At 73.8% G+C, this 20,843-nt stretch carries 20 protein-coding genes and 1 tRNA gene; 9 read left to right on the forward strand and 12 right to left on the reverse strand.

From position 1 onward, the window contains the following. Positions 1–21: 21 nt before the first annotated feature. Positions 22–1,446, reverse strand: coding sequence for a coiled-coil domain-containing protein (locus ACZ3IG_RS03265; protein ID WP_467428474.1), 1,425 nt, complete (start codon positions 1,444–1,446; stop codon positions 22–24). A gap of 71 nt (positions 1,447–1,517) precedes the next feature. Then, positions 1,518–2,285: a DUF4097 family beta strand repeat-containing protein gene (locus ACZ3IG_RS03270; protein ID WP_467428475.1), complete on the reverse strand. Its 768-nt coding sequence runs from the start codon at positions 2,283–2,285 to the stop codon at positions 1,518–1,520. 221 nt (positions 2,286–2,506) lie between these two features. Here ACZ3IG_RS03270 and ACZ3IG_RS03275 point away from each other — a divergent pair. After that, positions 2,507–2,581 (forward strand) — tRNA-Val (locus ACZ3IG_RS03275). Positions 2,582–2,699: 118 nt separating this feature from the next. Here the strand turns inward: ACZ3IG_RS03275 and ACZ3IG_RS03280 are convergent. Then, complete coding sequence (locus tag ACZ3IG_RS03280; protein WP_467428477.1) at positions 2,700–3,044, reverse strand: hypothetical protein; 345 nt, start codon at positions 3,042–3,044, stop codon at positions 2,700–2,702. Positions 3,045–3,146: 102 nt separating this feature from the next. Here ACZ3IG_RS03280 and ACZ3IG_RS03285 point away from each other — a divergent pair, with 102 nt between their 5' ends. Next, positions 3,147–3,380 (forward strand): DUF2277 domain-containing protein, encoded by a 234-nt coding sequence (locus ACZ3IG_RS03285; protein ID WP_467428479.1) that lies wholly within the window; start codon positions 3,147–3,149, stop codon positions 3,378–3,380. Positions 3,381–3,411: 31 nt separating this feature from the next. Here ACZ3IG_RS03285 and ACZ3IG_RS03290 read toward each other — a convergent pair whose 3' ends face one another. Further along, a complete protein-coding gene (locus tag ACZ3IG_RS03290; protein ID WP_467429178.1) occupies positions 3,412–4,035 on the reverse strand; it encodes a DedA family protein in 624 nt (207 codons plus the stop codon). A 277-nt stretch (positions 4,036–4,312) separates the two neighbouring features. Between ACZ3IG_RS03290 and ACZ3IG_RS03295 the strand changes: the two genes are divergently transcribed. Beyond that, positions 4,313–4,846 carry a superoxide dismutase family protein gene (locus tag ACZ3IG_RS03295; RefSeq protein WP_467428480.1) on the forward strand — a complete coding sequence of 178 codons (534 nt, stop codon included), beginning with the start codon at positions 4,313–4,315 and terminating at the stop codon, positions 4,844–4,846. Positions 4,847–4,947: 101 nt separating this feature from the next. Here the strand turns inward: ACZ3IG_RS03295 and ACZ3IG_RS03300 are convergent, their stop codons facing one another. From ACZ3IG_RS03300 to ACZ3IG_RS03310, 3 genes are all read right to left on the reverse strand, one after another. Then, on the reverse strand, positions 4,948–5,409 hold the full coding sequence (locus ACZ3IG_RS03300) for a DoxX family protein (protein WP_467428482.1): 462 nt from the start codon (positions 5,407–5,409) through the stop codon (positions 4,948–4,950). Positions 5,410–5,540: 131 nt separating this feature from the next. Next, positions 5,541–7,187 carry an alkaline phosphatase D family protein gene (locus ACZ3IG_RS03305; RefSeq protein ID WP_467428485.1) on the reverse strand — a complete coding sequence of 549 codons (1,647 nt, stop codon included), beginning with the start codon at positions 7,185–7,187 and terminating at the stop codon, positions 5,541–5,543. Between the two features lie 157 nt (positions 7,188–7,344). After that, positions 7,345–7,989, reverse strand: coding sequence for an HNH endonuclease family protein (locus ACZ3IG_RS03310; protein WP_467428486.1), 645 nt, complete (start codon positions 7,987–7,989; stop codon positions 7,345–7,347). Positions 7,990–8,412: 423 nt separating this feature from the next. Between ACZ3IG_RS03310 and ACZ3IG_RS03315 the strand changes: the two genes are divergently transcribed. Then, entirely contained in the window at positions 8,413–8,994 is a 582-nt protein-coding gene (locus ACZ3IG_RS03315; RefSeq protein WP_467428488.1) for a TMEM165/GDT1 family protein, read from the forward strand. A 307-nt stretch (positions 8,995–9,301) separates the two neighbouring features. Then, on the forward strand, positions 9,302–9,961 hold the full coding sequence (locus ACZ3IG_RS03320) for an HAD family hydrolase (protein WP_467428490.1): 660 nt from the start codon (positions 9,302–9,304) through the stop codon (positions 9,959–9,961). Positions 9,962–10,019: 58 nt separating this feature from the next. Here ACZ3IG_RS03320 and ACZ3IG_RS03325 read toward each other — a convergent pair whose 3' ends face one another. After that, complete coding sequence (locus tag ACZ3IG_RS03325) at positions 10,020–11,447, reverse strand: peptidoglycan-binding domain-containing protein (RefSeq protein WP_467428493.1); 1,428 nt, start codon at positions 11,445–11,447, stop codon at positions 10,020–10,022. A 225-nt stretch (positions 11,448–11,672) separates the two neighbouring features. Here ACZ3IG_RS03325 and ACZ3IG_RS03330 point away from each other — a divergent pair, with 225 nt between their 5' ends. After that, the gene (locus ACZ3IG_RS03330) at positions 11,673–13,724 is read left to right on the forward strand and encodes an MDR family MFS transporter (protein ID WP_467428496.1); all 2,052 of its coding nucleotides are present in this window, start codon (positions 11,673–11,675) and stop codon (positions 13,722–13,724) included. On the opposite strand, the gene ACZ3IG_RS03335 is transcribed toward ACZ3IG_RS03330, so the two are convergent. Further along, positions 13,708–14,244 (reverse strand): GNAT family N-acetyltransferase, encoded by a 537-nt coding sequence (locus ACZ3IG_RS03335; RefSeq protein WP_467428498.1) that lies wholly within the window; start codon positions 14,242–14,244, stop codon positions 13,708–13,710. The two genes, ACZ3IG_RS03330 and ACZ3IG_RS03335, sit on opposite strands and share 17 nt — an antisense overlap. Before the next feature lie 151 nt (positions 14,245–14,395). Between ACZ3IG_RS03335 and ACZ3IG_RS03340 the strand changes: the two genes are divergently transcribed. Continuing rightward, entirely contained in the window at positions 14,396–15,040 is a 645-nt protein-coding gene (locus ACZ3IG_RS03340) for a hypothetical protein (protein WP_467428501.1), read from the forward strand. A 5-nt stretch (positions 15,041–15,045) separates the two neighbouring features. Next, positions 15,046–15,570, forward strand: a complete 525-nt coding sequence (locus ACZ3IG_RS03345; RefSeq protein WP_467428503.1) for a hypothetical protein — start codon at positions 15,046–15,048, stop codon at positions 15,568–15,570. Positions 15,571–15,593: 23 nt separating this feature from the next. On the opposite strand, the gene ACZ3IG_RS03350 is transcribed toward ACZ3IG_RS03345, so the two are convergent. The 3 genes from ACZ3IG_RS03350 to proP form a co-directional block, all read right to left on the reverse strand. Then, positions 15,594–16,001: a DnaJ family domain-containing protein gene (locus ACZ3IG_RS03350; protein ID WP_467428506.1), complete on the reverse strand. Its 408-nt coding sequence runs from the start codon at positions 15,999–16,001 to the stop codon at positions 15,594–15,596. A 64-nt stretch (positions 16,002–16,065) separates the two neighbouring features. Beyond that, entirely contained in the window at positions 16,066–16,737 is a 672-nt protein-coding gene (locus ACZ3IG_RS03355) for an O-methyltransferase (protein ID WP_467428508.1), read from the reverse strand. Positions 16,738–17,025: 288 nt separating this feature from the next. Continuing rightward, positions 17,026–18,399, reverse strand: coding sequence for a glycine betaine/L-proline transporter ProP (gene proP / locus ACZ3IG_RS03360; protein WP_467428511.1), 1,374 nt, complete (start codon positions 18,397–18,399; stop codon positions 17,026–17,028). Positions 18,400–18,786: 387 nt separating this feature from the next. Here proP and ACZ3IG_RS03365 point away from each other — a divergent pair, with 387 nt between their 5' ends. Further along, positions 18,787–20,841 carry a bifunctional glycosyltransferase 87/phosphatase PAP2 family protein gene (locus ACZ3IG_RS03365; RefSeq protein ID WP_467428514.1) on the forward strand — a complete coding sequence of 685 codons (2,055 nt, stop codon included), beginning with the start codon at positions 18,787–18,789 and terminating at the stop codon, positions 20,839–20,841. The last annotated feature ends 2 nt before the right edge of the window (positions 20,842–20,843 follow it).

A 20,843-nucleotide genomic window follows, 5' to 3' on the forward strand; every position in this document is an offset into this window, starting at 1 on the left:
CGGTCCGGCACGCGACAGGTCCTAGTGGCCGGCCCCGCGTTCCTCCCGTATCCGGCCGACCACGTGGGCCACCGTGCGGCGGACCGCGTCCGTTTCGGTGAGGAAGTGCCAGTAGTCGGGGTGCCTGCCCTCCAGGGTGCCGATCGCGCGTTCCAGCCGGGCCACGGCGTCGTCCAGGGGGCGTGCGTCCCGGGGGTCGGGAGTGGTGCGGCCGGCCATGGCCAGGCGCTGGGCGTCGCGGATGGCGAACCGGGTCCGTTCGATCTCGTCCCGGGGGTCCTGCTGCACGGCGTTGAGCAGGCGGAGCCGGTCACCCGCGGCGGACACGGCCTCGTCGGTCTCGTTCAGCAGGGCCCGTACCGTCGACAGCAGCGCGGTCGCGTCGGGCCAGCGCTGGTCGTCGCGGGCGGACCGGGCCTCGGCCAGCTTCCGTTCGGCCTGCCGGACGGTCTCGCGGGCCTGGTCGGGTACGTGCTGGAGGTCCTGCCAGCAGGCGGCGGTGAAGCGTCGCCGCAGTTCGCTGAGGACGGGTTCGACCTGTTCGGCGCGGGTGGTGAGGGCCTGGGCACGGGTGCGCAGGGAGACCAGCCGTTTGTCGGTCTCGGCGGCCCGTTCGGGCAGCCGTTCGGCCTCGGCCCGGACCGTCTCGGCCTCGCGGGTGACCCGCTCGGCGCGCTCCAGGGTCTGGGGCACACCGTGTCGGCCGGCGCCCTGGTTGAGCTTGGTCAGCTCCGGGGCGAGGGCGGCGAGCCGGGCGGCGAGGTCGTCCGCGGTCAGCCCTGAGCCGCGTACGGCCTCCAGGGCGTCGGAGGCGGCGAGCAGGGACTGCCGGGCCCGCTCCACGGCGGGGGCGAGCCGGGCCAGCTGGGTCTCCGCCTTGCCGAGCAGTGGGCCGAGGCCTTCGGTGAAGCGGTCCAGGTCCTGCTTGACCCGGCCCAGTTCCTCCTTGGCGGCGGTCAGTTCGGTGCGGGCGCGGGCGGCGGCCGACGCCTCCAGGTCGTCCCGGTCGAGGTCGTGGGCGTCGACGGCGCCGATGTACTGCCGGCTGGCCTCGTCGATGCGCCGGCCGAGGGCCTCGAAGCCGTCGACCGCGCGCCGGGCGGCGGGGGAGCCGTCGACGGCCGTGATCGTCTCGATGGAGATCCGCAGGTCACGCTGGGCGGTGTCCAGCTCGTAGAACGCGGCGGCGGCGTCGTCCTTGGCGGTCTGGGCCTCCGCCCGCTGGTTCTCGGCCCGCCCGCCGAACCAGCGCCGGGTGCCGCCGCCGGCGAACGCGCCGGTCAGGACCGGCGCGGCGAGCAGCGGCAGGACCAGCAGGGCGAGCGTGTCGCGCAGGGCGCCGGGAGCGCGGCGGTGCGCGCGGGGCCGGCGGTGCGGAAGGAGCCGTGGACCTGGCGCGCAGGGCACCATCGGCGGCGTATACGGCTGCGATGGTGTCGCCGTCACATCCCTCTCCCGTGTCGTCCGCCCTGCCCGGGTTCATTCTCCCACCCGTTGAGGACGAACACACGGGCCGGTCAGTTCGCGGTGCGGACCGTGACTTCACCGTCGGCGGTACGGGTGTTCACCACATGGGCGCTGGAGTCGTCCCGGGGCACGGACACGTCCACGGAGCCGTCGTCGGTCTGCGCCGTCACCTTGTACGTGGCCCTGGGCAGTCCGACGGTCACCGAGCCGTCGTCGCTGCGGGCGTCGACCAGGTCGGGCACGGCACCGAGTTCGAGGCGCACCGAGCCGTCCTTCGTCTGTGCCGTCACCCGGCGCGAGGAGACCTCCGCGCGGACCGAGCCGTCGTCGCTGCGCAGGTCCAGCGGGCCGGTGGAGTCGGTGACGCGGACGGAGCCGTCCCGGGTACGGATGTCCAGCGCGTCCCGGAACCCCCGCGCCCGTACGCTGCCGTCGTCGTCCTCGACCTCGACGGCCACGCCCCGGGGTACCTCGATGCGGTGCCTGGCCGCGCAGTCGGCGATGAATCCGGCGCAGTCCATCCGCAGCACCAGGCGGTCGCCGTCCATCTTCCAGCTCACCTCGGGTTCCCTCCCGACGGTCACCGATCCCGTGAACCACCGGGTGACGTCGACGCGGCCCGCCTCGTTGCCCTCCGCGGCGACGATCTCCAGGGCGGAGTCGTCGGAGTCGACGGTGAGCGTGCGGCCCTGAAGGGCGAAGGACCGCTGGTCGGGGTCCTTGTCGTCGTCGGGCGAGGAACAGGCCGCGAGCCCCGCCACGGCGAGGACGACGGCCCCGGCGGCGGCGAGCGCACGGGCGGGAACGGTACGGGACATGACGGTCTCCCCCTGGGACGGACGGTGAGCCTGTGCGCCGGATGCCTCCGGGGAGGCGCGGTGCGGCGAGGCTCTACGACCGTAGGTTTCCGGGGTGTGCCGCCGCGATCGGGGACGCTCCCGTATCGGTGGTGGGGTTAACCCCCCGCAGGGGGAGGGCGGGGACCGGCGCACGGGTTTGCGAGGCGGTGGTCCGGGCAATGTAGGCTGTCGACTCGTCCGGGTGCGTAGCTCAGGGGTAGAGCGCCTGCCTTACAAGCAGGATGTCGGCGGTTCGAAACCGTCCGCGCCCACCAGGACCGGTGCCCGGCACCGGTGCCAGAGGCCCTCGGAGATCTTCCGGGGGCCTCTCGCGTGCCGTGCGCGCCGTCCGTCGTCCCGGCACTCCCTTGCGCGCCGTCCTCGGACAGACCCTCAACCCTCGCCCTCGGGCGGGGTCTCGTGGGCGTGCTTGAGGCGGGAGCGGGCCGTGACCTGGCCGGAGCCGGTGAACTGGGACCAGTAGCGGTGGGTGGTGACGAACACCGCCAGTTCGCGCTCGCGTCGGCGCAGCTTCTCGACCTCGGCTTGTTCGTCCTCCGACCAGCCGGGTGAGGCCGGGCGCTCCACCTTGCGCCAGCCGTTGTCGTCACTGAAGCCGTCCACCGGTTCCACGGACCAGGGGAGCCGTTTCAACAGGGCCGACAGGTCGGCCCTGACCTGATGGAGTTCCTCCTGGCCGGCGAGGAGGTCACTCGGAAAGTCATAGGTCGTAGCCACGCCGCAATAATACTCCTGTTCGATTTTGGGTCGCGCGTTCTTCCGGGCGGTTCGCGCGTACGCGAGCGCGAGCGCGGGAGAGAGACGGGAGAGACTGGAAGCATGTGCCGCAGTATCAAGACGCTACGACCGCCTGTGCTGGCCGAGCAGGCCACCGACGAGGAGATCCGGGCCGCCGCCCTCCAGTACGTGCGCAAGGTGTCCGGGTTCCGGGCGCCGGCCGCGCACAACCAGGAGGTGTTCGACCGCGCCGTGGACGCGGTCGCCGAGGCGACGGCCGAGCTGCTGGCCGGCCTGGAGGTACGGGGGAGCGCTCAGCCGCGCCGGGCGGGCTGACGCCTCCACGGGCACCCGGCGGCGGGCCGCGTCACGACGCCGACGAGGACTGCGGTGTCCGTGGCGGGCGCCGCACCAGCAGGGCCGCCCCCGCCCCCGCCCCGAACAGGGCGACGAGGGAGACCCCCGTCGCCAGCCACGTCGCGCCCAGCCACTGGCCGCCGAAGTAGCCCAGGGCCACGCTGTAGGCGGCCCAGGACAGCCCGGCCAGGGCGGACCACGGCAGGAACTCCCGCACCCGGCGGTGGGCGGCGCCGGCGCCCAGGGAGACGATCGAACGCCCGGCCGGGGCGAACCGGGCCAGCACCACCAGTGCGCCGCCGCCGCGGGCCAGGGCGGCGCCGAGACGTTCCTGCGCCTTGGTCAGCCGGCGGGAACGGGCGATCGCGCGGTCCAGCCGCGGCCCGCCGCGCCGGGCGAGGCGGTAGGCGACCAGGTCACCGAGGACGGACGCGGTGGTGGCGCAGAGGGTCAGGACCAGGATGTCGGGGACGTCGTGCGGGACCTGGCCGGTCGCGGCGCCCGAACCGGCCGCCGCCGCGGTGGCCGCCGCGATCACCAGTACGCCGCTGGGCAGCACGGGCAGGAACACGTCCAGGAGCACGGAGAGCGCCACGAAGGCGTAGATCCAAGGGCTGCTGACCAGCGAACCCATACTTCCGAACACCGTGACTCCCCATGGCTTCCCCCGTGGGCCTGACCAGCCGCGCCGCGCGGGACGGCAGGGGAGGCCGATGACAGCCACACAGCGTACGCCTGGGGTACGACAGCGCATTCACAGGGGCTCGCGCGGCCGACACCGGGGGTTCACCCGGCTGCCGCCTCCCGGGGGCGGCCGGTGCCGGTGTCCCGTAGCAACGACGGTGGGGCGAGGCGCCGGGGGACTCCTCGTCCCCGCCCGGACATCCCGAACCCGACGAACGGAACACATCATGGTGGCAGGAATATGCGCGGGCGCCGTCGCCGCGGCCGTACTCGCGACCGGCGCCCCCGGCGGGGCGGACGGCCTCTCGCTGCGCACGGACGCCCGGTTCGCGCCGCCCGGCGACGGCGCCGCGCGGAAGGCACTGACGTACGACCGGGACCTGGTCCCGGCCGGCTCCTGGATCGAGGTGCGCCAGCACACCGACCGCGGCGGCGCGACCACCGTACGGCTGCGGGTGCGCGGCCTGGACCCGGGGCACGCCTACGGCGCCCATGTGCACCAGAAGCCGTGCGGCGCCGACCCGGCCGCCGCGGGCGGGCACTACCAGCACCGGCCGTCCACCGACCCGGCCGACGCCAATCCGCACAACGAGGTGTGGCTCGACTTCACCCCCGACGCGCACGGCGAGGGGCGGGCCCACGCCCGTCACGACTGGGGGTTCCGGCCGGGTGAGGCGGCGTCCGTGGTGATCCACGACCGGCCGGGCAACTCCGGCGCCCGCGTCGCCTGCTTCACGGTGCCGTTCCGGCCCACCGGCTGACCGGGAGCCGTCGGCCGAGCGGCCGGAAACCGGAAACCGGAAACGAGAACGGTGCCCTCCGCGCGAGGCGGAAGGCACCGTTCCCTGTCGGCGGCGCGGGATCAGACCGACACCGGCGTGTGCCGCTCGGCCGTCCGCTCCCGCTCCTCGCCGCCGGTGCGCCGGGTCAGCAGCCGGTCCAGGCCGAAGGCGCCGGAGCCGGTGAAGACCAGCAGCAGGAAGGCCCAGCAGAACATGGCGGAGGCCTCACCGCCGTTCTCCATCGGCCACAGGGCGCCGGGCTGGTGCATCTTGAAGTACGCGTAGGCCATCGAGCCCGAGGAGATGAACGCGGCCGCGCGGGTTCCCAGGCCGAGCAGGACCAGCGCGCCGCCGACGAGCTGGATCACGGCGGCGTACCAGTTGGGCCAGGCGCCGGCGTCGACGGTGCCGCCCTCGGTGCCCGCGGCGCCGCCGAGGACCCCGAAGAGGGAGGCGGCGCCGTGGCAGGCGAAGAGGAGGCCAACGACGATGCGGAACAGGCCGAGAGCGTAGGGCTGGGCGCTGTTGAGGCGTCCGGTCATGTGGGGGGCACTCCTTCGGTGGGACCGGCCCTGAGGAGCCGGTCGCTTCGGGGGACGGAAGTGCCTCCACGTTAGGCAGACCTAATAAGTGCTTGCAATCTCAACATCCAGCCACGTCGACATTGACAGCATCACGACAGCTTCGCCTCCGTGATCGTCCGCAGCGCCGCCTTCCGGTCGGGCCCCGCCACCGACGCCTTCTCCAGCCGCAGCCGGGCCGACCGCCCGCGCAGGGTCAGGGTCATCAGCTGGTTGCCGAACCAGGGGCCGCCGTCCCGGCGCCAGCGCACCGCCGGCCGGGACAGGCGCCCGTGCCGGGCGAACAGCCGGCCCAGCGCCCGGGCCGGCGCGCTCCAGCCGAAGCGGAAGCCGAGGCGGATGGAGAGCGGCACGGAGTTGTGCACCGGCGAACAGGTCAGCTGGACCACCCGGGCCGAGGGGCCGTCCTCCGGCCTGGCCCAGGTCGGCTCGGCGATGTACGCGTGGTGCACGTCCCCCGACAGCACGCACACCGTCGCCGGTGCCTCGGCTCCCGACCCCGCCTCCGCTATCACCGCCGCCAGCGCGTCGAAGGAGGACGGGAAGGCGGCCCAGTGCTCCAGGTCGGCCGCGCGCCGCACCTTCTCCCCGAGCCGCGCCCAGCGCGCGCCCCGCTCGCCCCGGCACAGCGCCGCGTTCCACCCCTCCACGTCGTGCACCAGGTGCGGGAGCAGCCAGGGCAGCGAGGTGCCCAGGAGGAGGTGGTCGTAGGAGCCCCGGTCGTCCAGGGCCTGGGCGCGCAGCCAGGCGGCCTCCCCGGGGTCGAGCATGGCACGCCGCCGCTCGTCGAGGACCCGGGCCGCGCGGCTGTCCACCATCAGCAGCCGCACCCGGCCGAAGTCGCGCCGGTAGCTCCAGCGGACGGAGGCCGCGTCGGCGTCGGCCCCGGCGGCGAAGGCGCGCAGCGCGTCGGTGCCGTCGGCGCCCTCGCGTACGGCGGCGTAGACGGGGTCGGCGGCCAGTTCGGCCGGGGACAGGTTCCCGAGGTGCTGGTGGACCCAGTACGACATCAGGCCGCTCAGCAGCCGCTCGCGCCACCAGGGGGTGGCCCGCATGTCGGCGAGCCAGGCGGCGGAGGTGTTCCAGTCGTCGATGACGTCGTGGTCGTCGAAGATCATGCAGCTGGGCACGGTGGACAGCAGCCAGCGCACCTCCGGGTCGAGCCAGGACTCGTAGTAGAGGTGGGTGTACTCCTCGTAGTCCGCGACCTCGGCGCCGGGCGGCTCGGAGAGGTCGCGGCGGCCGGCGAGCCAGCGGCGGGTGGCGTCGGAGACCTCGTCGGCGTACACCTGGTCGCCCAGGAGCAGCAGGACGTCGGGCCGCTCGCCCTCGGGGTCGGCCGCGATCCGGGCGGAGAGCGTGTCCAGGGCGTCCGGGCCCACCGGGTCCTGCTCCCCGGCGGCCAGCGCGGCCCAGCGGCAGGAACCGAAGGAGACCCGCACCGTCTCCTCGTCCTTCGCGGGCGTGCGGATCACGGAGGGCGGGAACGGGGAGTCCGGCAGCGGCCACACGCGCGTGCCGTCGAGGAACACCTCGTACGGCGTCGCCGCGCCCGGGGTCAGGCCGCTCACCTCGACGAGGGCGTAGTGGTGGCCCGCCACCTGGAAGGTGCGGGCCGTGCCGCCGGCACCGTCGGCGCAGCGCACCTCGGCCTCGCACGGGCCGCCCGCCTCGACCCACACGGTCGCGGTCGGGCCGTCGGCGTACCTCAGCAGCGGTCCCAGGCGCAGATCGCCCATGGTGTCAGTCCCCTCTCCGTCGCCCCGTACGGGCCGTACGGTACGGAACGACGGAGGCCGGCGGGGTGGTTCCGGGGGCAGACGGCGGGGCGTCGGCCCCCGGTCGCCCGGTCAGCGGGTGATCGGCGGGCGGCCGGCGGGTGCCGGGCGGGGGCGCTCAGCAGCCGGCGAGGCCGCTGGTCAGCGCCGACTTCTCGGCGGAGTCGACCGAGAGGCCGTAGTAGTACTTCACCTGCACCCAGGCGCGCAGGTAGGTGCAGTGGTAGGCGGTCCGGGAGGGCATCCAGGTGGCCGGGTCCTGGTCGCCCTTGGCCTGGTTGACGTTGTCGGTGACCGCGATGAGCTGGGGGCGGGTCAGGTCGTTGGCGAACGCCTGGCGCCGGGAGGTGGTCCAGCCGCTCGCGCCGGAGTCCCATGCCTCGGCCAGCGGCACGAGGTGGTCGATGTCGACGTCGGAGGCGGCGGTCCAGGTGGCGCCGTCGTAGACGGAGTACCAGGAGCCGCTGGTGGACGCGCAGGCGGAGTCGGTGACGACGTTGGAGCCGTCGCGCTTGAGGACGGTCTCGCGGGTGTTGCAGGTGCCGGACTGGGTGATCCAGTGCGGGAAGAGGTCGCGGTCGTAGCCGGTGCGGTTCTCGGTGGCCACGGTGAGGGAGGCCAGGTAGGTGCGGGCGGTGGAGGCGCTGACCGGGGTCGGGAGGGCGGCGGAGGCGTTCGGGCCGTTGAACAGCGCGACGGAGGCCATGACTCCGGTGAGCGCCGTGAGTATGCTCAGCCGTCGACGCGCGTAGAACTTCGACATGCGAACTCCCTTGAGTGGTGGGGGTGGTGAGCGCGAGCGAGGGAATGCTCGCGGCGCCGTGTTGCGGGGGGATGAGCGCCCGGTGAGAAGTTAATGACGCGTCCATGACAAGACAAGGGGTGGAACCGGCCTTCCGTGCCAGGGCCCCGGGATGCCGGCGTCACGTACTCCGGGGCGTTCCGTCACGTACCATGGACGGCGCAGAAGGGGAGTAGCTCTTCGCCGGACCGTCGACATACTGCTCAGCACGCCTGAGCCGGCGCCCGGAGGCGGTACCCGCAGGGGGCCCGCCAGCGAGACCTTCGGCAAGCAGTGCACGCCCGTGCCCCGTGGCCCGGGCGACGATGTGCTGCCGTGCCGAGGTGTCTTGCGCCCGCAGGATCAGCACTCTCGGTGGGGCGGCCCCGACCGATTGAGGACCTTTTGATCAGCTTCACCGTGACGGCGCTCGTCTTCGGCGTCGTCTTCCTCGCCGAACTGCCGGACAAGACCGCGCTCGCCGGTCTCGTCCTCGGCACCCGCTACCGCGCCTCCTACGTCTTCGCCGGCGTCGCCGCCGCGTTCCTGGTGCACGTCGCGCTCGCCGTCGCGGCGGGCAGTGTGCTGACGCTGCTGCCGCAGCAGATCGTGCACGCGATCACCGGTGTGCTGTTCCTGGGCGGCGCGGCCGTGCTGCTCTTCAAGAAGGACGAGGACGAGGAAGAGGTCCGCAAGCCGGAGAACCAGTCCTTCTGGAAGGTCGCCGGGGCGGGCTTCATGCTCATCCTGGTCGCCGAGTTCGGCGACCTCACGCAGATCATGACGGCCAACCTCGCGGCCCGCTACGACGACCCGCTCTCCGTCGGCCTGGGCGCGGTGCTGGCCCTGTGGGCGGTGGCCGGGCTCGGCATCGTCGGCGGGAAGGCGCTGATGAAGCGGGTCCCGCTGAAGCTGATCACGCAGATCGCGGCGGTGCTGATGCTGGGCCTCGGCGTGTGGAGCCTGTGGGAGGCGGTGGCGGGCTGACCTGCGGTTGCCGGTTGCCGGTTGCCGGTCGCCGGCTGCCCCGCCTGCGCCCGGGCCTTCCCGGGCCCTTCCCGGGCCTTCCCGGATCTTTCCCGGGCCCCGGGCCCTTCCCCTGGCCCTCCCCGGACCCTCGCCGGCCCCCTCCCACCCCGCCGGCGCGCTGAACGGCGGATGAACGATGTCCGCTGCCGCTGGCGCGATCGCCGGTGCGTTTTGTACCGTGGTGGAACAAAGTGGCTCCCGCCCGTTCTCCCTGACCGGCGGGCGGGGCCGCCTTGTGTACCTCCCCACGCCCTGGAGTCTGCCGATGACGGCCACCACCGTGCTCACCGCCCGCGCCCTGCTGCTGGACATGGACGGCACCCTCGTCAACTCCGACGCCTCCGTCGAGCGCGTCTGGCGGCGCTGGGCCGACCGCAACGGACTCGACGGCGACGAGGTCATGAAGGTCGTCCACGGCCGCCAGGGCTACGCCTCGATGGCGCTGCTGCTGCCCGACCGGCCCATGGAGCAGAACCACGCCGACAACGCGCGCATGCTGGCCGAGGAGACCGCCGACACCGACGGCGTCGTCCCGGTCCCGGGGGCGCCGGAGTTCCTCGCCGCCCTGCGCGGCCTGCCGCACGCCCTCGTCACCTCCGCCGACGTGGCGCTCTCCACCGCCCGCATGGGCGCCGCCGGGCTGGCCCTGCCCGACGTACGCGTCACCGCCGAGTCGGTCGGCGCCAGCAAGCCCGACCCCGAGGGCTTCCTCAAGGGCGCGGCCGAACTGGGCACGGCCCCCGCCGACTGCGTCGCCTTCGAGGACTCCGGCGCCGGCATCACCGCCGCGCGCGCCGCCGGCATGCGGGTCGTCGGCGTGGGCCCCCGGGCGGCCCTGCACGGGCCCGACGCGCTCGTCCGCGATCTGACCGAGGTCCGGGTGGAGGCCGTGGCGGACGGCACCGTCCGCCTGCACATCGGCTGACGCCCGCCGAGCCGGCCCCCGCGACGCCCCGCGCACGCCCTTGTGGCTACGGCTACGGCTACGGCTCCTGGGTCTCCCGCTCCAGCTGCTGCCGGGTCTTCGGCCCGTACGTGCCCGTCTCCTCGGAGTCGATGCCACGGGTCCACTGGAAGCGGCTGACGGCGTCCTCGACCTGGCGGTCGTAGTTGCCGTCGATGTCGTTCATGTAGAGGTGCACCTGGCGCAGCCGCAGCTGGAGCTCGGTGACCTCCGGGCCGTCGTCGCCGAGCCGCAGCACCGTGGCCTCCCCGTCCTCCGTGTCGTCCTCCTCCGGCTGCGGCTCGGTCGCCGGCGCGCTGCTCTCCGACGAGGTCGCCGACCGGCTCGGCTCGGTGCTGCGCGACGCCGAGGGCGAGGCGTCCGACGCCGACGGGGACGCCGAGGAGGACGGGCTCGCCTCCTCGTCACCGGACGCGGAGGAGGACGGGGACGCCGACGTGGGCTCGGACGAGGCGGAGGCGTCGTCGGTGGTCTCCCGGGCCGAGGCCGTGTCGGTCGACTGGTCCGGCACACCGACCCGCACCTCGTCCGCCGAGGCCCCGTTCCGCGTCGGTGACTCGTAGGAGAACAGGCCGCTCGCGTACCCGGCGGTGCCCAGCACCACGACGGCGACCACCGCGGCGCCGACCATCGCGGCCCGCCGGGGGCGGCGGCGCTCGGCGGGGTCCGTGGACGCGGGGGTGCGCGGTCCGGCGGGCTCGCCGCCCGCCGGTTCGAACATCCGCAGGTCGGTGGCGTTGGGCGCGCTCGCCGGGGGCGCCAGGGGGGTGGGGAGTACGGAGGTCACCGCCGCCGTGTCCGCGGCGCCCTGCGCGGGGGCGGCGCCAGGCGCGCGCAGCAGCATGGTGGTCTCGGCGGCGTCAGGCAGGGCCTCCTGCCCGGTGCCGGTGCCGGTGCCGGTGCCGGTGCCGGTGCCGGCGTCGGCACCCCGCCCGGCCGGACCGGCGCTCCCCGCCGCACGGACTCCGACTCCCTCCGCGGGACCGGCGCTCCCCGCCGGACCGCCCGATTCCGCAGCGGCACCCCCGGAGCCCTCCGGCTCCTCCGCCCCCGCACCGCCCGTCCCGGTCCCGGTCCCCGCCTTCGTCCCCGCGTCTGTCCCCGCGTCCGTCCCCGCCCCGCTCCCCGCCGCCTCGCTCTCCGTCTCCTCCAGCGCGACGTACGGCCGTATCCGCAGCGGATTGAAGTCCTCCGCGGCGGCCGCCTCGGCCGTACGGGCCTCCAGCAGGGCGTCGGCCGCGCGCGGGCCGCACTCGCAGGAGGGCGTGTGGTCCGCCTGCCGGGGCGCCCCGCACTCGGGGCAGGCCGGACCCGCGGCCTCCGGGCCGCCCGGCCCCTCCGTCCCCGCAGGCACCTGCTCACGTTCCTGGACCGGGGGCTGCCCGGCCCCCTGCTGCCCCGCCCCGGCGGGCCCCACGGGCTTCTCCGGCCCCTCCGGCTGTCCCACGCGTCAGTCCCCTCCCTTACGGCGCTCGCGTCCCCTCGCGAACTCCAGGTGATTATGCAGATCTCAACCACCGTCGCACGCACGTGCCCCTCCGCGCCGCACGAACCGCCGCCCGCACCGCCCGGCACCGACCGACGGAATACCGGCATTCCGCACGACTGAACAGGCCATAACCGGTCACACCGAACAGGGCGGAAGGTGTGACCAAGTCTTCAGGAGGCCGCCATGACCGGGGACACCGGCAGCGCACAGGGCGTGGCCCGCACCACCCCCCACGAGCAGGTTCCGAACCGGGTCCTGGTGTCCATCGGGGCCCTGCTCCTCGGCATGCTGCTGGCCGCCCTGGACCAGACCATCGTCTCGACGGCGCTGCCCACCATCGTCAGCGACCTCGGCGGCATGGCGCACCTGTCGTGGGTCGTGACGGCGTACCTGCTGGCCGCGACCGCCGCGACGCCGCTGTGGGGCAAGCTCGGCGACCAGTACGGGCGCAAGCGGCTGTTCCAGACGGCGATCGTCCTCTTCCTGGCCGGTTCGGCGCTGTGCGGCGTCGCGCAGAGCATGGGCGAGCTGATCGCCTTCCGGGCGGTGCAGGGACTGGGCGGCGGCGGACTGATGGTGCTGTCGATGGCGATCGTCGGCGACCTGGTGCCACCCCGTGAACGGGGTCGCTACCAGGGCCTGTTCGGCGCGGTGTTCGGCGCCACCAGCGTGCTCGGCCCGCTGCTGGGCGGTGTCTTCACCGAGCACCTCAGCTGGCGCTGGGTCTTCTACATCAACCTGCCCGTCGGTGTGATCGCCCTCGCCGTGATCGCGACCGTCCTGCGCATCCCGCGCCGCGCCGACCGCCACATCATCGACTACCTCGGCACCTTCCTCATCGCCGCCGTCGCCACCTGCCTGGTCCTGGTCGCCTCCCTCGGCGGGACCACCTGGCCCTGGGCATCGCCGCAGATCATCGGCCTGGCGGTACTGGGTGTGGCGCTGGCCGCGGCGTTCGTGGCCGCCGAACGCCGGGCCGCCGAGCCGGTCCTGCCCCTGCGCCTCTTCCGCGTCCGCACCTTCGTGCTGTCGGCCATGATCAGCCTGGTCGTCGGCTTCGCGCTGTTCGGCGCGATGACGTACCTGCCGACCTTCCTCCAGGTCGTGCAGGGCGTCAGCCCGACCATGTCCGGGGTGCACATGCTGCCGATGGTGATCGGCCTGCTGCTGGCGTCCACCGTCTCCGGCCAGATCGTCAGCCGCACCGGCCGCTGGAAGGTGTTCCCGATCGCCGGCACCGGCGTCACCGCCCTCGGCCTGCTCCTCCTCCACCAACTGGACGAGAACAGCCCCACCGCCGAGATGAGCGCCTTCTTCTTCGTCTTCGGAGCGGGCCTGGGCCTGGTGATGCAGATCCTCGTCCTCATCGTCCAGAACGCCGTCCCGTACGAGGACCTGGGCGTCGCCACCTCCGGCGCCACCTTCTTCCGCTCGATCGGCGCGGCCTTCGGCGTGTCCGTCTTCGGCACCGTCTTCGCGAGCCGGCTCGGCACCCACCTCGCGGACGCCTTCCGCGGCGACCGGCTCCCGCCCGGCGTGTCGGCCGGCACCCTGGAGTCCGACCCGCGCGGCATCGCCGCCCTGCCCCCGCCCCTGCGCCCGGACGCCGTGCACGCCTACGCCGTCTCCATCACCGACGTCTTCCTCTACGCCGCCCCGGTCGCCCTCCTCGGCTTCGTCCTCGCCTGGTTCCTGAAGGAGGACCGGCTGCGCGGCTCGGTCACCGCCCCCGACGGCGCGCAGACCTTCGCCACCAACCCGGTCCAGCGCTCCTCCCACGACGAGGTGTGCCGCGCCCTGTCGGTCCTCGGCACCCGGGAGGGCCGCCGCACGGCCTACCGGAAGATCACCACCCGCGCCGGGTACGACCTGCTGCCCGCGACCAGCTGGCTGCTGCTGCGCATCCGGCGGTACGGCTGTGTGGAGCCGGGCCGGCTCGCCGAGGGCAGCGCCGTGCCGCTGAACGTCGTCCTGGAGGCCGCCCGGCAGGCCGAGGTACGGCACCTCGCCGTCCGCCGGGGCCTGGGCCTGATCCTGACCGACCACGGCCGCGAGGCGGCCGAACGGCTCGCGCACGCCCGCGAGGAGTCGCTGGCCGAACTCCTCGGCGACTGGTGGGGCCCCGACCGCCCGAGGGACCTGGTCCGCCTGGTCGAGGAACTGAACGCCGAGCTGTGCGGCGCGGAACGGGAGCGCCCGCACGACGACGAGCGCGTCCTCACCCGGTCGGGCTGACCCCTGCCACGCGCCCGGCCCGGCCGAGCGGCTTGGCGAACCAGTGCTCGGCGTACGGGCTGTCGTTGTACGCCGCGGTCTCCCGGTAGCCGAGCCGCGCGTACAGCGCACGGGCCTCCACCAGGTCGGTGCGCGTGTCCAGCACCATCCGCCCCGCCCCGAACTCCCGGGCCGCCTCCTCCGCGGCCCCCACCAGCGCCGCGGCCCCGCCCCGTCCGCGCAGCCCCCGCGCCACGTACACCCGTGTCAGCTCGGCCGTCCCGGCGTCCAGCAGCCGCACGCCCGCCGTCCCGGCCGGTTCCCCGTCCCACCGGGCGACCAGCAGCACCCCCCGGGGCGGGGCGAGTTCGGCGCCGCTCTCCCGGGCGATCTCCCGCTCCAGCTCCCGCGCGCCGGTCCGCCGCCCCTCGTGCAGCAGGTACCAGCGGTCGCTGACCTCCGTGTAGTACGCCCGCCACAGGGCCCTCGCGGCGGGGGAGTCGTACGGCTCCGGGGTGATGGTCCATGTCATGCCCGGCATGGTCGGCGGGCGCCCGCCCGGCGCGCAACCGAATTCGCCCGTCCGCCCCCGGGGCTCCGGCCACCACCGTTTGACGGGTCCTCAGGGGGTACCCGAACCGCGAACCGGCCCGCACGGAAAGCCGATTGGGCCGAGAACCTGGAAGGCATCCATGTCCACAGGCGTGATCATCGCTCTGATCGTGTTGGTGGCGGCCGTACTGATCGTCGCGGCCGTCCTGACCCTGCGCGCCCGGGGCTCCCGGCACGGCGGGAGCCTGAAGCGGCGCTTCGGGCCCGAGTACGACCGGACCGTCGCCCGGCACGACGGCGACACGAAGGCGGCCGAACGCGAACTGGCCGAGCGTGTGGAGCGGCACGGCTCGCTGCGCGCCAAGCCCTTGGAGCCGGCCGAACGGAACCGGTTCGAGGCGCGCTGGACGGCCGCGCAGGAGCGGTTCGTCGACTCCCCCCGCGAGGCGGTCGCCGAGGCCGACCGGCTGCTCTCCGAGCTGGCCGGCGCCCGGGGCTTCCCGGACGGCGGCCGGTACGAGGAACAGCTCGCCGCGCTGTCCGTGCACCATGCCCACCACGTCGACGGCTACCGGCGCGTGCACCACGCGGCCAACGGTGGCCAGGCGGACGACGGCGCCGGCGCCGGCACCGAGCGGCTGCGGGAGGTCATGGTCGAGGCCCGCGCCCTGTTCGAGCGGCTGATGCGCACCGACCACGGCGACCACCGCGCCATCCGCACACCGGCCCGCGAGCGCCATCAGCCCTGGGCCGCCCTGAACCGCCGTCACCCGAAGGAGAGTTGAGCCACATGTCCGATGTGACCCGGCCGACCGGCGGCGCCCCCGCCGAGCGCGGCCAGCACCCGACCGGAACCCCTGGCCGGCAGGGTCCGGGCACCGGCCCGGCGCCCGACCCCGACGCTCCGCCCGGCGCCCCCGCGGACCACGCGGCCGGTGCCCGCGCAGAGGCCGCCCCGCGCCTGCGAACCGAAGGCACCCGGCCCACCACCGGAACTCCCACCACCGGAACCCCTGGTCCCGGTCCCGGCAAGCCCCTCCTCCCGCACGAGGAGTGCGACAAGCTGGAGCAGCGGCTGCACCACGCCGTCTCCGGATTCGTCGACGCCCCGCGGGCCGCGGTGGAGGAGGCCGACCGCGTCCTGGAGGAGATCGCCTCCCGCTTCACCGACGCGGTGACGCGCCGCCGCCGCACCCTGCGCGCGTCCTGGCAGTCCGCCGACACCGAACGGCGGGCCACGGCCACCGACACCGAACAGCTCCGCCTGGCCCTGCGGGACTACCGCGAGCTGTCGGAGAACCTCATGCGCCTGTAGAACGACAGGACACGACAGGACGCCTACTGCCGCTCCGCCCGGCCTTCCCGCCACCGCCGTACGACCTCGTCGACGTCGTACGGCCTCAGCCCCAGCGGGGGGCCGGGCGGGGGCTTGAGCAGCATCTCCCGGATCCTCCCGTTCAGCTCCTCGACCATCCGGCGCACGGCCCGCTCCGACGGAGCCTCCGCCACCGCCGCCAGCACGTCCTCCGCCTCCTTGCGCAGCGCCAGCGCCGGCGGCAGCACGGACACGCCCTCGCGGGCCAGCTTCCGCTTGATCCACCACAGCTCGTCGTACCCGGCACCGTCGTCCGGAAGCGGTTGCCCCGCGCCCGACAGCCCGTCGAACGCGCCCCGTTCCTCCGCCTCACGAATCTGCTTGTCGACCCAGCTCTCGAAGTCGACGCCAGGTGGCTTCCGCTCGGTCATGCTCCCCATTGTGCCGGACACCACACGCCGGGCGACGACCGCACCGAGCCGCGCAGCCGCGCCGTCAGTCCACCACGCGGGCCAGCGCGAAGCCGTCCCACCCCTTGGCGCCGACCGTCTGGATCGCCGTACCGTCGAGCCTAGGGTGGGCGCCGATCAGCTCGATCGCGGCGCGGGTGCCGAGGACGTCCGCGTCGGTGCTGTCCGCGTCCGCGACCCGGCCGCCCCGGACCACGTTGTCCACGACGATCAGACTGCCGGTCCGGGTCAGCCGCAGCGCCCACTCCAGGTAGCGGGCGTTGTTGGCCTTGTCGGCGTCGATGAAGACCAGGTCGAAGGGGGACGGGTTCTCGTCGGCGAGCTCGGGCAGCGACTCCAGCGCGGCCCCGACCCGCACCTCGACAACCCCCTCCAGCCCCGCGCGGGCGATGTTCCGGACGGCGGTCTCGGCGTGCCGGGCGCTGTACTCCAGGCTGATCAGACGGCCGCCGGCGGGCAGGGCGCGGGCCAGCCAGATGGTGCTGTAGCCGCCGAGGGTGCCGATCTCCAGGATGCGCCGGGCGCCCTGGACGCGGGCGAGGAGGTGGAGCAGCTTGCCCTGGGGCGCGGTGACGTTCACCTCCGGCAGCCGGGCGGACGCGCTGTCCCGCAGGGCGGCGTCGAGGGCGTCGTCGTTCCGGGCGAGGTGGGTGGTGAAGTAGTCGTCGACGTCGTCCCATGCGCGGGCGTCGCTCATGCGTCCCTCCAGTGACCTGACCAGGTGTGCTGACGGAGCGTAGCGGCATGGAGGTCGCCGTGTCATGACACGGCTGCCCGCGGGCCCGCGCCCGCGTACGGCGGTGAGGGGACGGGGTGGGGGGTGTCCGCCCGCAGCGGTTGGCGCGTCAACCCGCCGCACCCCCGTAAGCGACCGATTCCGCGCCGTTCCGAGGACGGACACCCCCCACCCCGGCCCCGACCCACACACCGCACCGAAGGCGCTACGCGCACCCCCACCGAACCCGCACAGGCGCCGCAGGCCTCGTCACCGCTCCACGGACGGCCCGGACCCCGGCAGCGGACGCCCCGCCGACTCCGTCATGAACCACACCGCGACGCCACCGACCACGGCGGCGGCCATCATGTAGTACGCGGGCATCATCAGGTTCCCGGTGGCCCCGATCAGGGCCGTCACCACCAGCGGCGTCGTCCCGCCGAACAGCGACACCGACACGTTGAACCCGATCGACAGCGACCCGTACCGCACCCGCGTCGGGAACAGCGCCGGCAGGGCGGACGGCATCGCCGCCGTGAAGCACACCAGCAGCAGCCCCAGCGCGGCCATGCCCAGGCCGACCGCGAGCAGGCTGCCCTCGCGGATCAGCAGCAGCGCCGGTACCGACAGCACCAGGAACCCGGCGCACCCCGCCGCGATCACCGGCCGCCGCCCGACCCGGTCGGTCAGCGCCCCCGCGAACGGCTGGACGATCATCATCAGGGCCATCACCGCGAGCACGACCAGCAGACCGTGCGTCTCGTCGTACTCCAGCTCGCTCGTCAGGTAGCTCGGCATGTACGACAGCAGCATGTAGTCGGTGACGTTGAAGACCAGCACCAGCCCGACACACAGCAGCAGCGCCTTCCACTGCCCGGTGATCATGTCCCGCAGCGGCACCTTCACCCGCGCCGACTCCGACTTCTCGACCTCCGCCGCGAACGCCGGCGTCTCCTCCAGCCGCATCCGCAGATACAGGCCGATGATGCCCATCGGGCCCGCGATCAGGAACGGGATGCGCCAGCCCCAGGACGTCAGGTCACCGTCGGACAGCAGCGCGGTCATCAGGGTCACCAGACCGGCCCCGCCGATGTATCCCGCCAGCGTGCCGAACTCCAGCCAGCTTCCGAGGAACCCGCGCCGCTTGTCCGGCGCGTACTCCGCGATGAACGTCGACGCCCCCGCGTACTCACCGCCGGTCGAGAACCCCTGCACCAGCCGCGCCGCCAGCAACAGCACCGGCGCCCACACGCCGATCGACCCGTACGACGGGATCAGCCCGATCGCGAACGTGCCCGCCGCCATCATGATCATCGTCAGGGCGAGGATCTTCTGCCGCCCCACCCGGTCGCCGAGCGGGCCGAAGACCATGCCGCCCAGCGGCCGGACCAGGAACGCCGCCGCGAACGCGCCGAACGTCGACAGCAACTGGGCCGTCGGATTCCCCGACGGGAAGAAGACCTTGCCCAGCGTGACCGCGATGTAGCTGTAGACGCCGAAGTCGAACCACTCCATCGCGTTGCCCAGCGCCGCCGCCTTCACGGCACGCCGGACGAGCGCGGGGTCGGTCACGGTCACGCCGGGCGGCGGCGCCTGCGTGCGGGAGGGCGGAGGGGAGACGCGGGCAGCGGTGGCAGCCGACAAGACTTCGCTCGCCTACCTTTCGACGGGAACGGGGACACGACCCGCACGGCGGCGCTGTCGCCGGGCCGAAAAACGACCATAGGCGGCAATCCCCTGCTCACACCCCGTGCCCAATTCGTTGCACAGTGCACCAAAAGGGCGTCCACGCAGGGACGTCTTCCGGCCACGGACGGTTCCTGACCGGCCCCCGCTGTGATCCTTGTCGCTCTCCGGGGAGGCGCTCGAACCGCGACCCCACTATCGTCATCCGGACAAAAGGAGAGCGGCCGTCAGGTGAAGACGGGGTTGCCTGCGTCCCTCTCCGGGGGTGGTGCGAGCCTCATAAGGTTCGCAAAGGAACCCACGCGCGGGACGCGTGGGACGAGCGGGGCGGGAGGCCGACGAGGCGTGGCGAATGCGGAGCACAGCGGGCGGACGGTGGCGGCGGAGGCCTTCGGGGCGACAGCCGTCGGAGCCACCAGGGGACGCCTGCGCCTGGCACGAGCGGGGCTGTGGCTGGTCGCCGCCGTCCTCGCCGTACGGCAGCTCGCGATGGTGCTCAGCACCCCGCGCGGCGAGCGGCTGACGGACCTGGAGACCTGGGTGGGCCCGCACGGGGTCCTGCACGTCGAAGGGTCCCTCTACGACTCGACCAGGTTCACCGGCACCCCCTTCGCCGGACTGGTCCTCAAACCGCTCACCCGCGCCGCCGAACAGGCCCTCGGCTGGGGCTGGACCTTCGGCACCCTGCTGCTGGTCGTGGCCCTCGGCCTGGTCGCCGCCCGCGCCCTGCCCCGCCCGGTCGGCCGCCGTACCGCGCTCCTGGCCGCACCGGTCGCGGTCAGCCTGCTGATGATCTCGCTGCCGGTGCGCAACACCCTCTGGCTCGGCCAGACCAGCATCGTCCCGGTCCTGCTCGTCCTCCTCGGCTGCCTCGCCGTCCGCGGCGAACGCGCCGGCGGCCTGCTCATCGGCGTCGCCGCCGCCTTCCAGCCGACCGTGCTGCTCTTCGTACCGCTGCTGTGGTTCACCGGCCGCCGCCGCGCCGCCGGCACCACCGCCGCCGCCTTCGCCGTCTGCACCGCGCTCGCCTGGGCCGCGATGGCCCAGGACTCGTACACCTACTGGGTGCACCACATGGCCGGCGTCGGACTCGGCGGCGCCGCCGACGACCTCGCCAACCAGTCCCTGCACGGCGCCCTGCTGCGGCTCGGCCTGAACGGCCCGCTGGAGATTACCCTCTTCGTCGTCCTCGGCGCCGCCGTCGCCGTCCTCGGCCTGCGCCGCGCCGTGCGCTACGCCCGCGACGGCCAGCTCCTCCTCGCGGTCGCGATCACCGGCTGCGCGGCCATCGCCATCTCACCCACCACCTGGCAGCACCAGCTGCTCTGGGTGCTCCTCGCGGTCGTCGGCCGGGTCGGCAGACGCGCCTCCGACCGGTACGTCTGGCCGGTCGCCGTCGTCCTCGTCATGACGCTCCCGGCGAAGATGATCCTGCCGAACATGTCGGCCCTGTACTCGGTCCGCGACAACGTCGTCCTGCTCGCCGTCCTCGCCGCCGCCACCGCAGTACCGTTCCTCTCCCGCACCTCCCCGTACTTCGACACCCCCCTCCCCACCGAGTACGCGGCCCCCGTCCCCGCCCGCTTCCGGCGCATCCCCCTCCTCCCGTTCCTGCGCCGGGTCCTCACCCGCCCGAACCTGCTCCTGGAACTGCTGCTCATCCGGGTCACCTACGCGGCCTACTCCAAGGTCCGCCTCGCGGCGACCGGCGGCACCATCTCGGGCGGCCGGGCCCGCGCCGAGGAGCACGGCCACCAGATCCACGGCATCGAACGCTTCCTGCACATCGACATCGAGCACGCCGTCAACCACGCCGTCGTCAAGACCGACTGGCTGCGGGACTTCTTCGACTTCTACTACACGTCGTTCCACTTCGTCGTCCCGCTGACCGTCCTCGGCGTCCTCTACTGGCGCCGACCGGTCGACTACCGCTGGGCCCGCGCCTCCATCGGCTTCACCACCCTGCTCGCCCTGATCGGCTTCTGGCTCTACCCGCTGGCCCCGCCGCGCCTGATGCCGGACCTCGGCATCATCGACACGGTGAACGGCGTGCAGGACTTCACCAAGCCCGACTACGGCACGCTCACCGCCCTGACCAACCAGTACGCGGCGATGCCGTCGCTGCACTTCGGCTGGTCGCTGTGGTGCGGTCTGACGATCGCGATCATCGCGCCGAAGTGGTGGATGAAGGCGCTCGGCCTCCTGCACCCCCTGTTCACCGTCTCCGCCATCGTCGCGACCGGCAACCACTGGGTGCTGGACGCGGTGGGCGGCGCGGCGGTCGTGGCCGGCGGTTTCGGCCTGACGTACCTGCTCCAGGGGCCGCGGGCCCGTACGGTCACCGCCGCCGCGACATCCGCCCCCGCCGCGCGGGACGTGAAGACCCCCGCCCCGAGCTGACC

Source organism: Streptomyces sp. NPDC016677, from assembly GCF_055562815.1.

Excerpts from the sequence above, each read along its gene's own strand:
- ACZ3IG_RS03270 (WP_467428475.1), bottom strand. The coding sequence starts at position 2,285 with ATGTCCCGTACCGTTCCCGCCCGTGCGCTCGCCGCCGCCGGGGCCGTC.
- ACZ3IG_RS03285 (WP_467428479.1), top strand. The coding sequence starts at position 3,147 with ATGTGCCGCAGTATCAAGACGCTACGACCGCCTGTGCTGGCCGAGCAG.
- ACZ3IG_RS03290 (WP_467429178.1), bottom strand. The coding sequence starts at position 4,035 with ATGGGTTCGCTGGTCAGCAGCCCTTGGATCTACGCCTTCGTGGCGCTC.
- ACZ3IG_RS03295 (WP_467428480.1), top strand. The coding sequence starts at position 4,313 with ATGGTGGCAGGAATATGCGCGGGCGCCGTCGCCGCGGCCGTACTCGCG.
- ACZ3IG_RS03300 (WP_467428482.1), bottom strand. The coding sequence starts at position 5,409 with ATGACCGGACGCCTCAACAGCGCCCAGCCCTACGCTCTCGGCCTGTTC.
- ACZ3IG_RS03305 (WP_467428485.1), bottom strand. The coding sequence starts at position 7,187 with ATGGGCGATCTGCGCCTGGGACCGCTGCTGAGGTACGCCGACGGCCCG.
- ACZ3IG_RS03310 (WP_467428486.1), bottom strand. The coding sequence starts at position 7,989 with ATGTCGAAGTTCTACGCGCGTCGACGGCTGAGCATACTCACGGCGCTC.
- ACZ3IG_RS03320 (WP_467428490.1), top strand. The coding sequence starts at position 9,302 with ATGACGGCCACCACCGTGCTCACCGCCCGCGCCCTGCTGCTGGACATG.
- ACZ3IG_RS03330 (WP_467428496.1), top strand. The coding sequence starts at position 11,673 with ATGACCGGGGACACCGGCAGCGCACAGGGCGTGGCCCGCACCACCCCC.
- ACZ3IG_RS03335 (WP_467428498.1), bottom strand. The coding sequence starts at position 14,244 with ATGCCGGGCATGACATGGACCATCACCCCGGAGCCGTACGACTCCCCC.
- ACZ3IG_RS03340 (WP_467428501.1), top strand. The coding sequence starts at position 14,396 with ATGTCCACAGGCGTGATCATCGCTCTGATCGTGTTGGTGGCGGCCGTA.
- ACZ3IG_RS03345 (WP_467428503.1), top strand. The coding sequence starts at position 15,046 with ATGTCCGATGTGACCCGGCCGACCGGCGGCGCCCCCGCCGAGCGCGGC.
- ACZ3IG_RS03350 (WP_467428506.1), bottom strand. The coding sequence starts at position 16,001 with ATGACCGAGCGGAAGCCACCTGGCGTCGACTTCGAGAGCTGGGTCGAC.
- ACZ3IG_RS03355 (WP_467428508.1), bottom strand. The coding sequence starts at position 16,737 with ATGAGCGACGCCCGCGCATGGGACGACGTCGACGACTACTTCACCACC.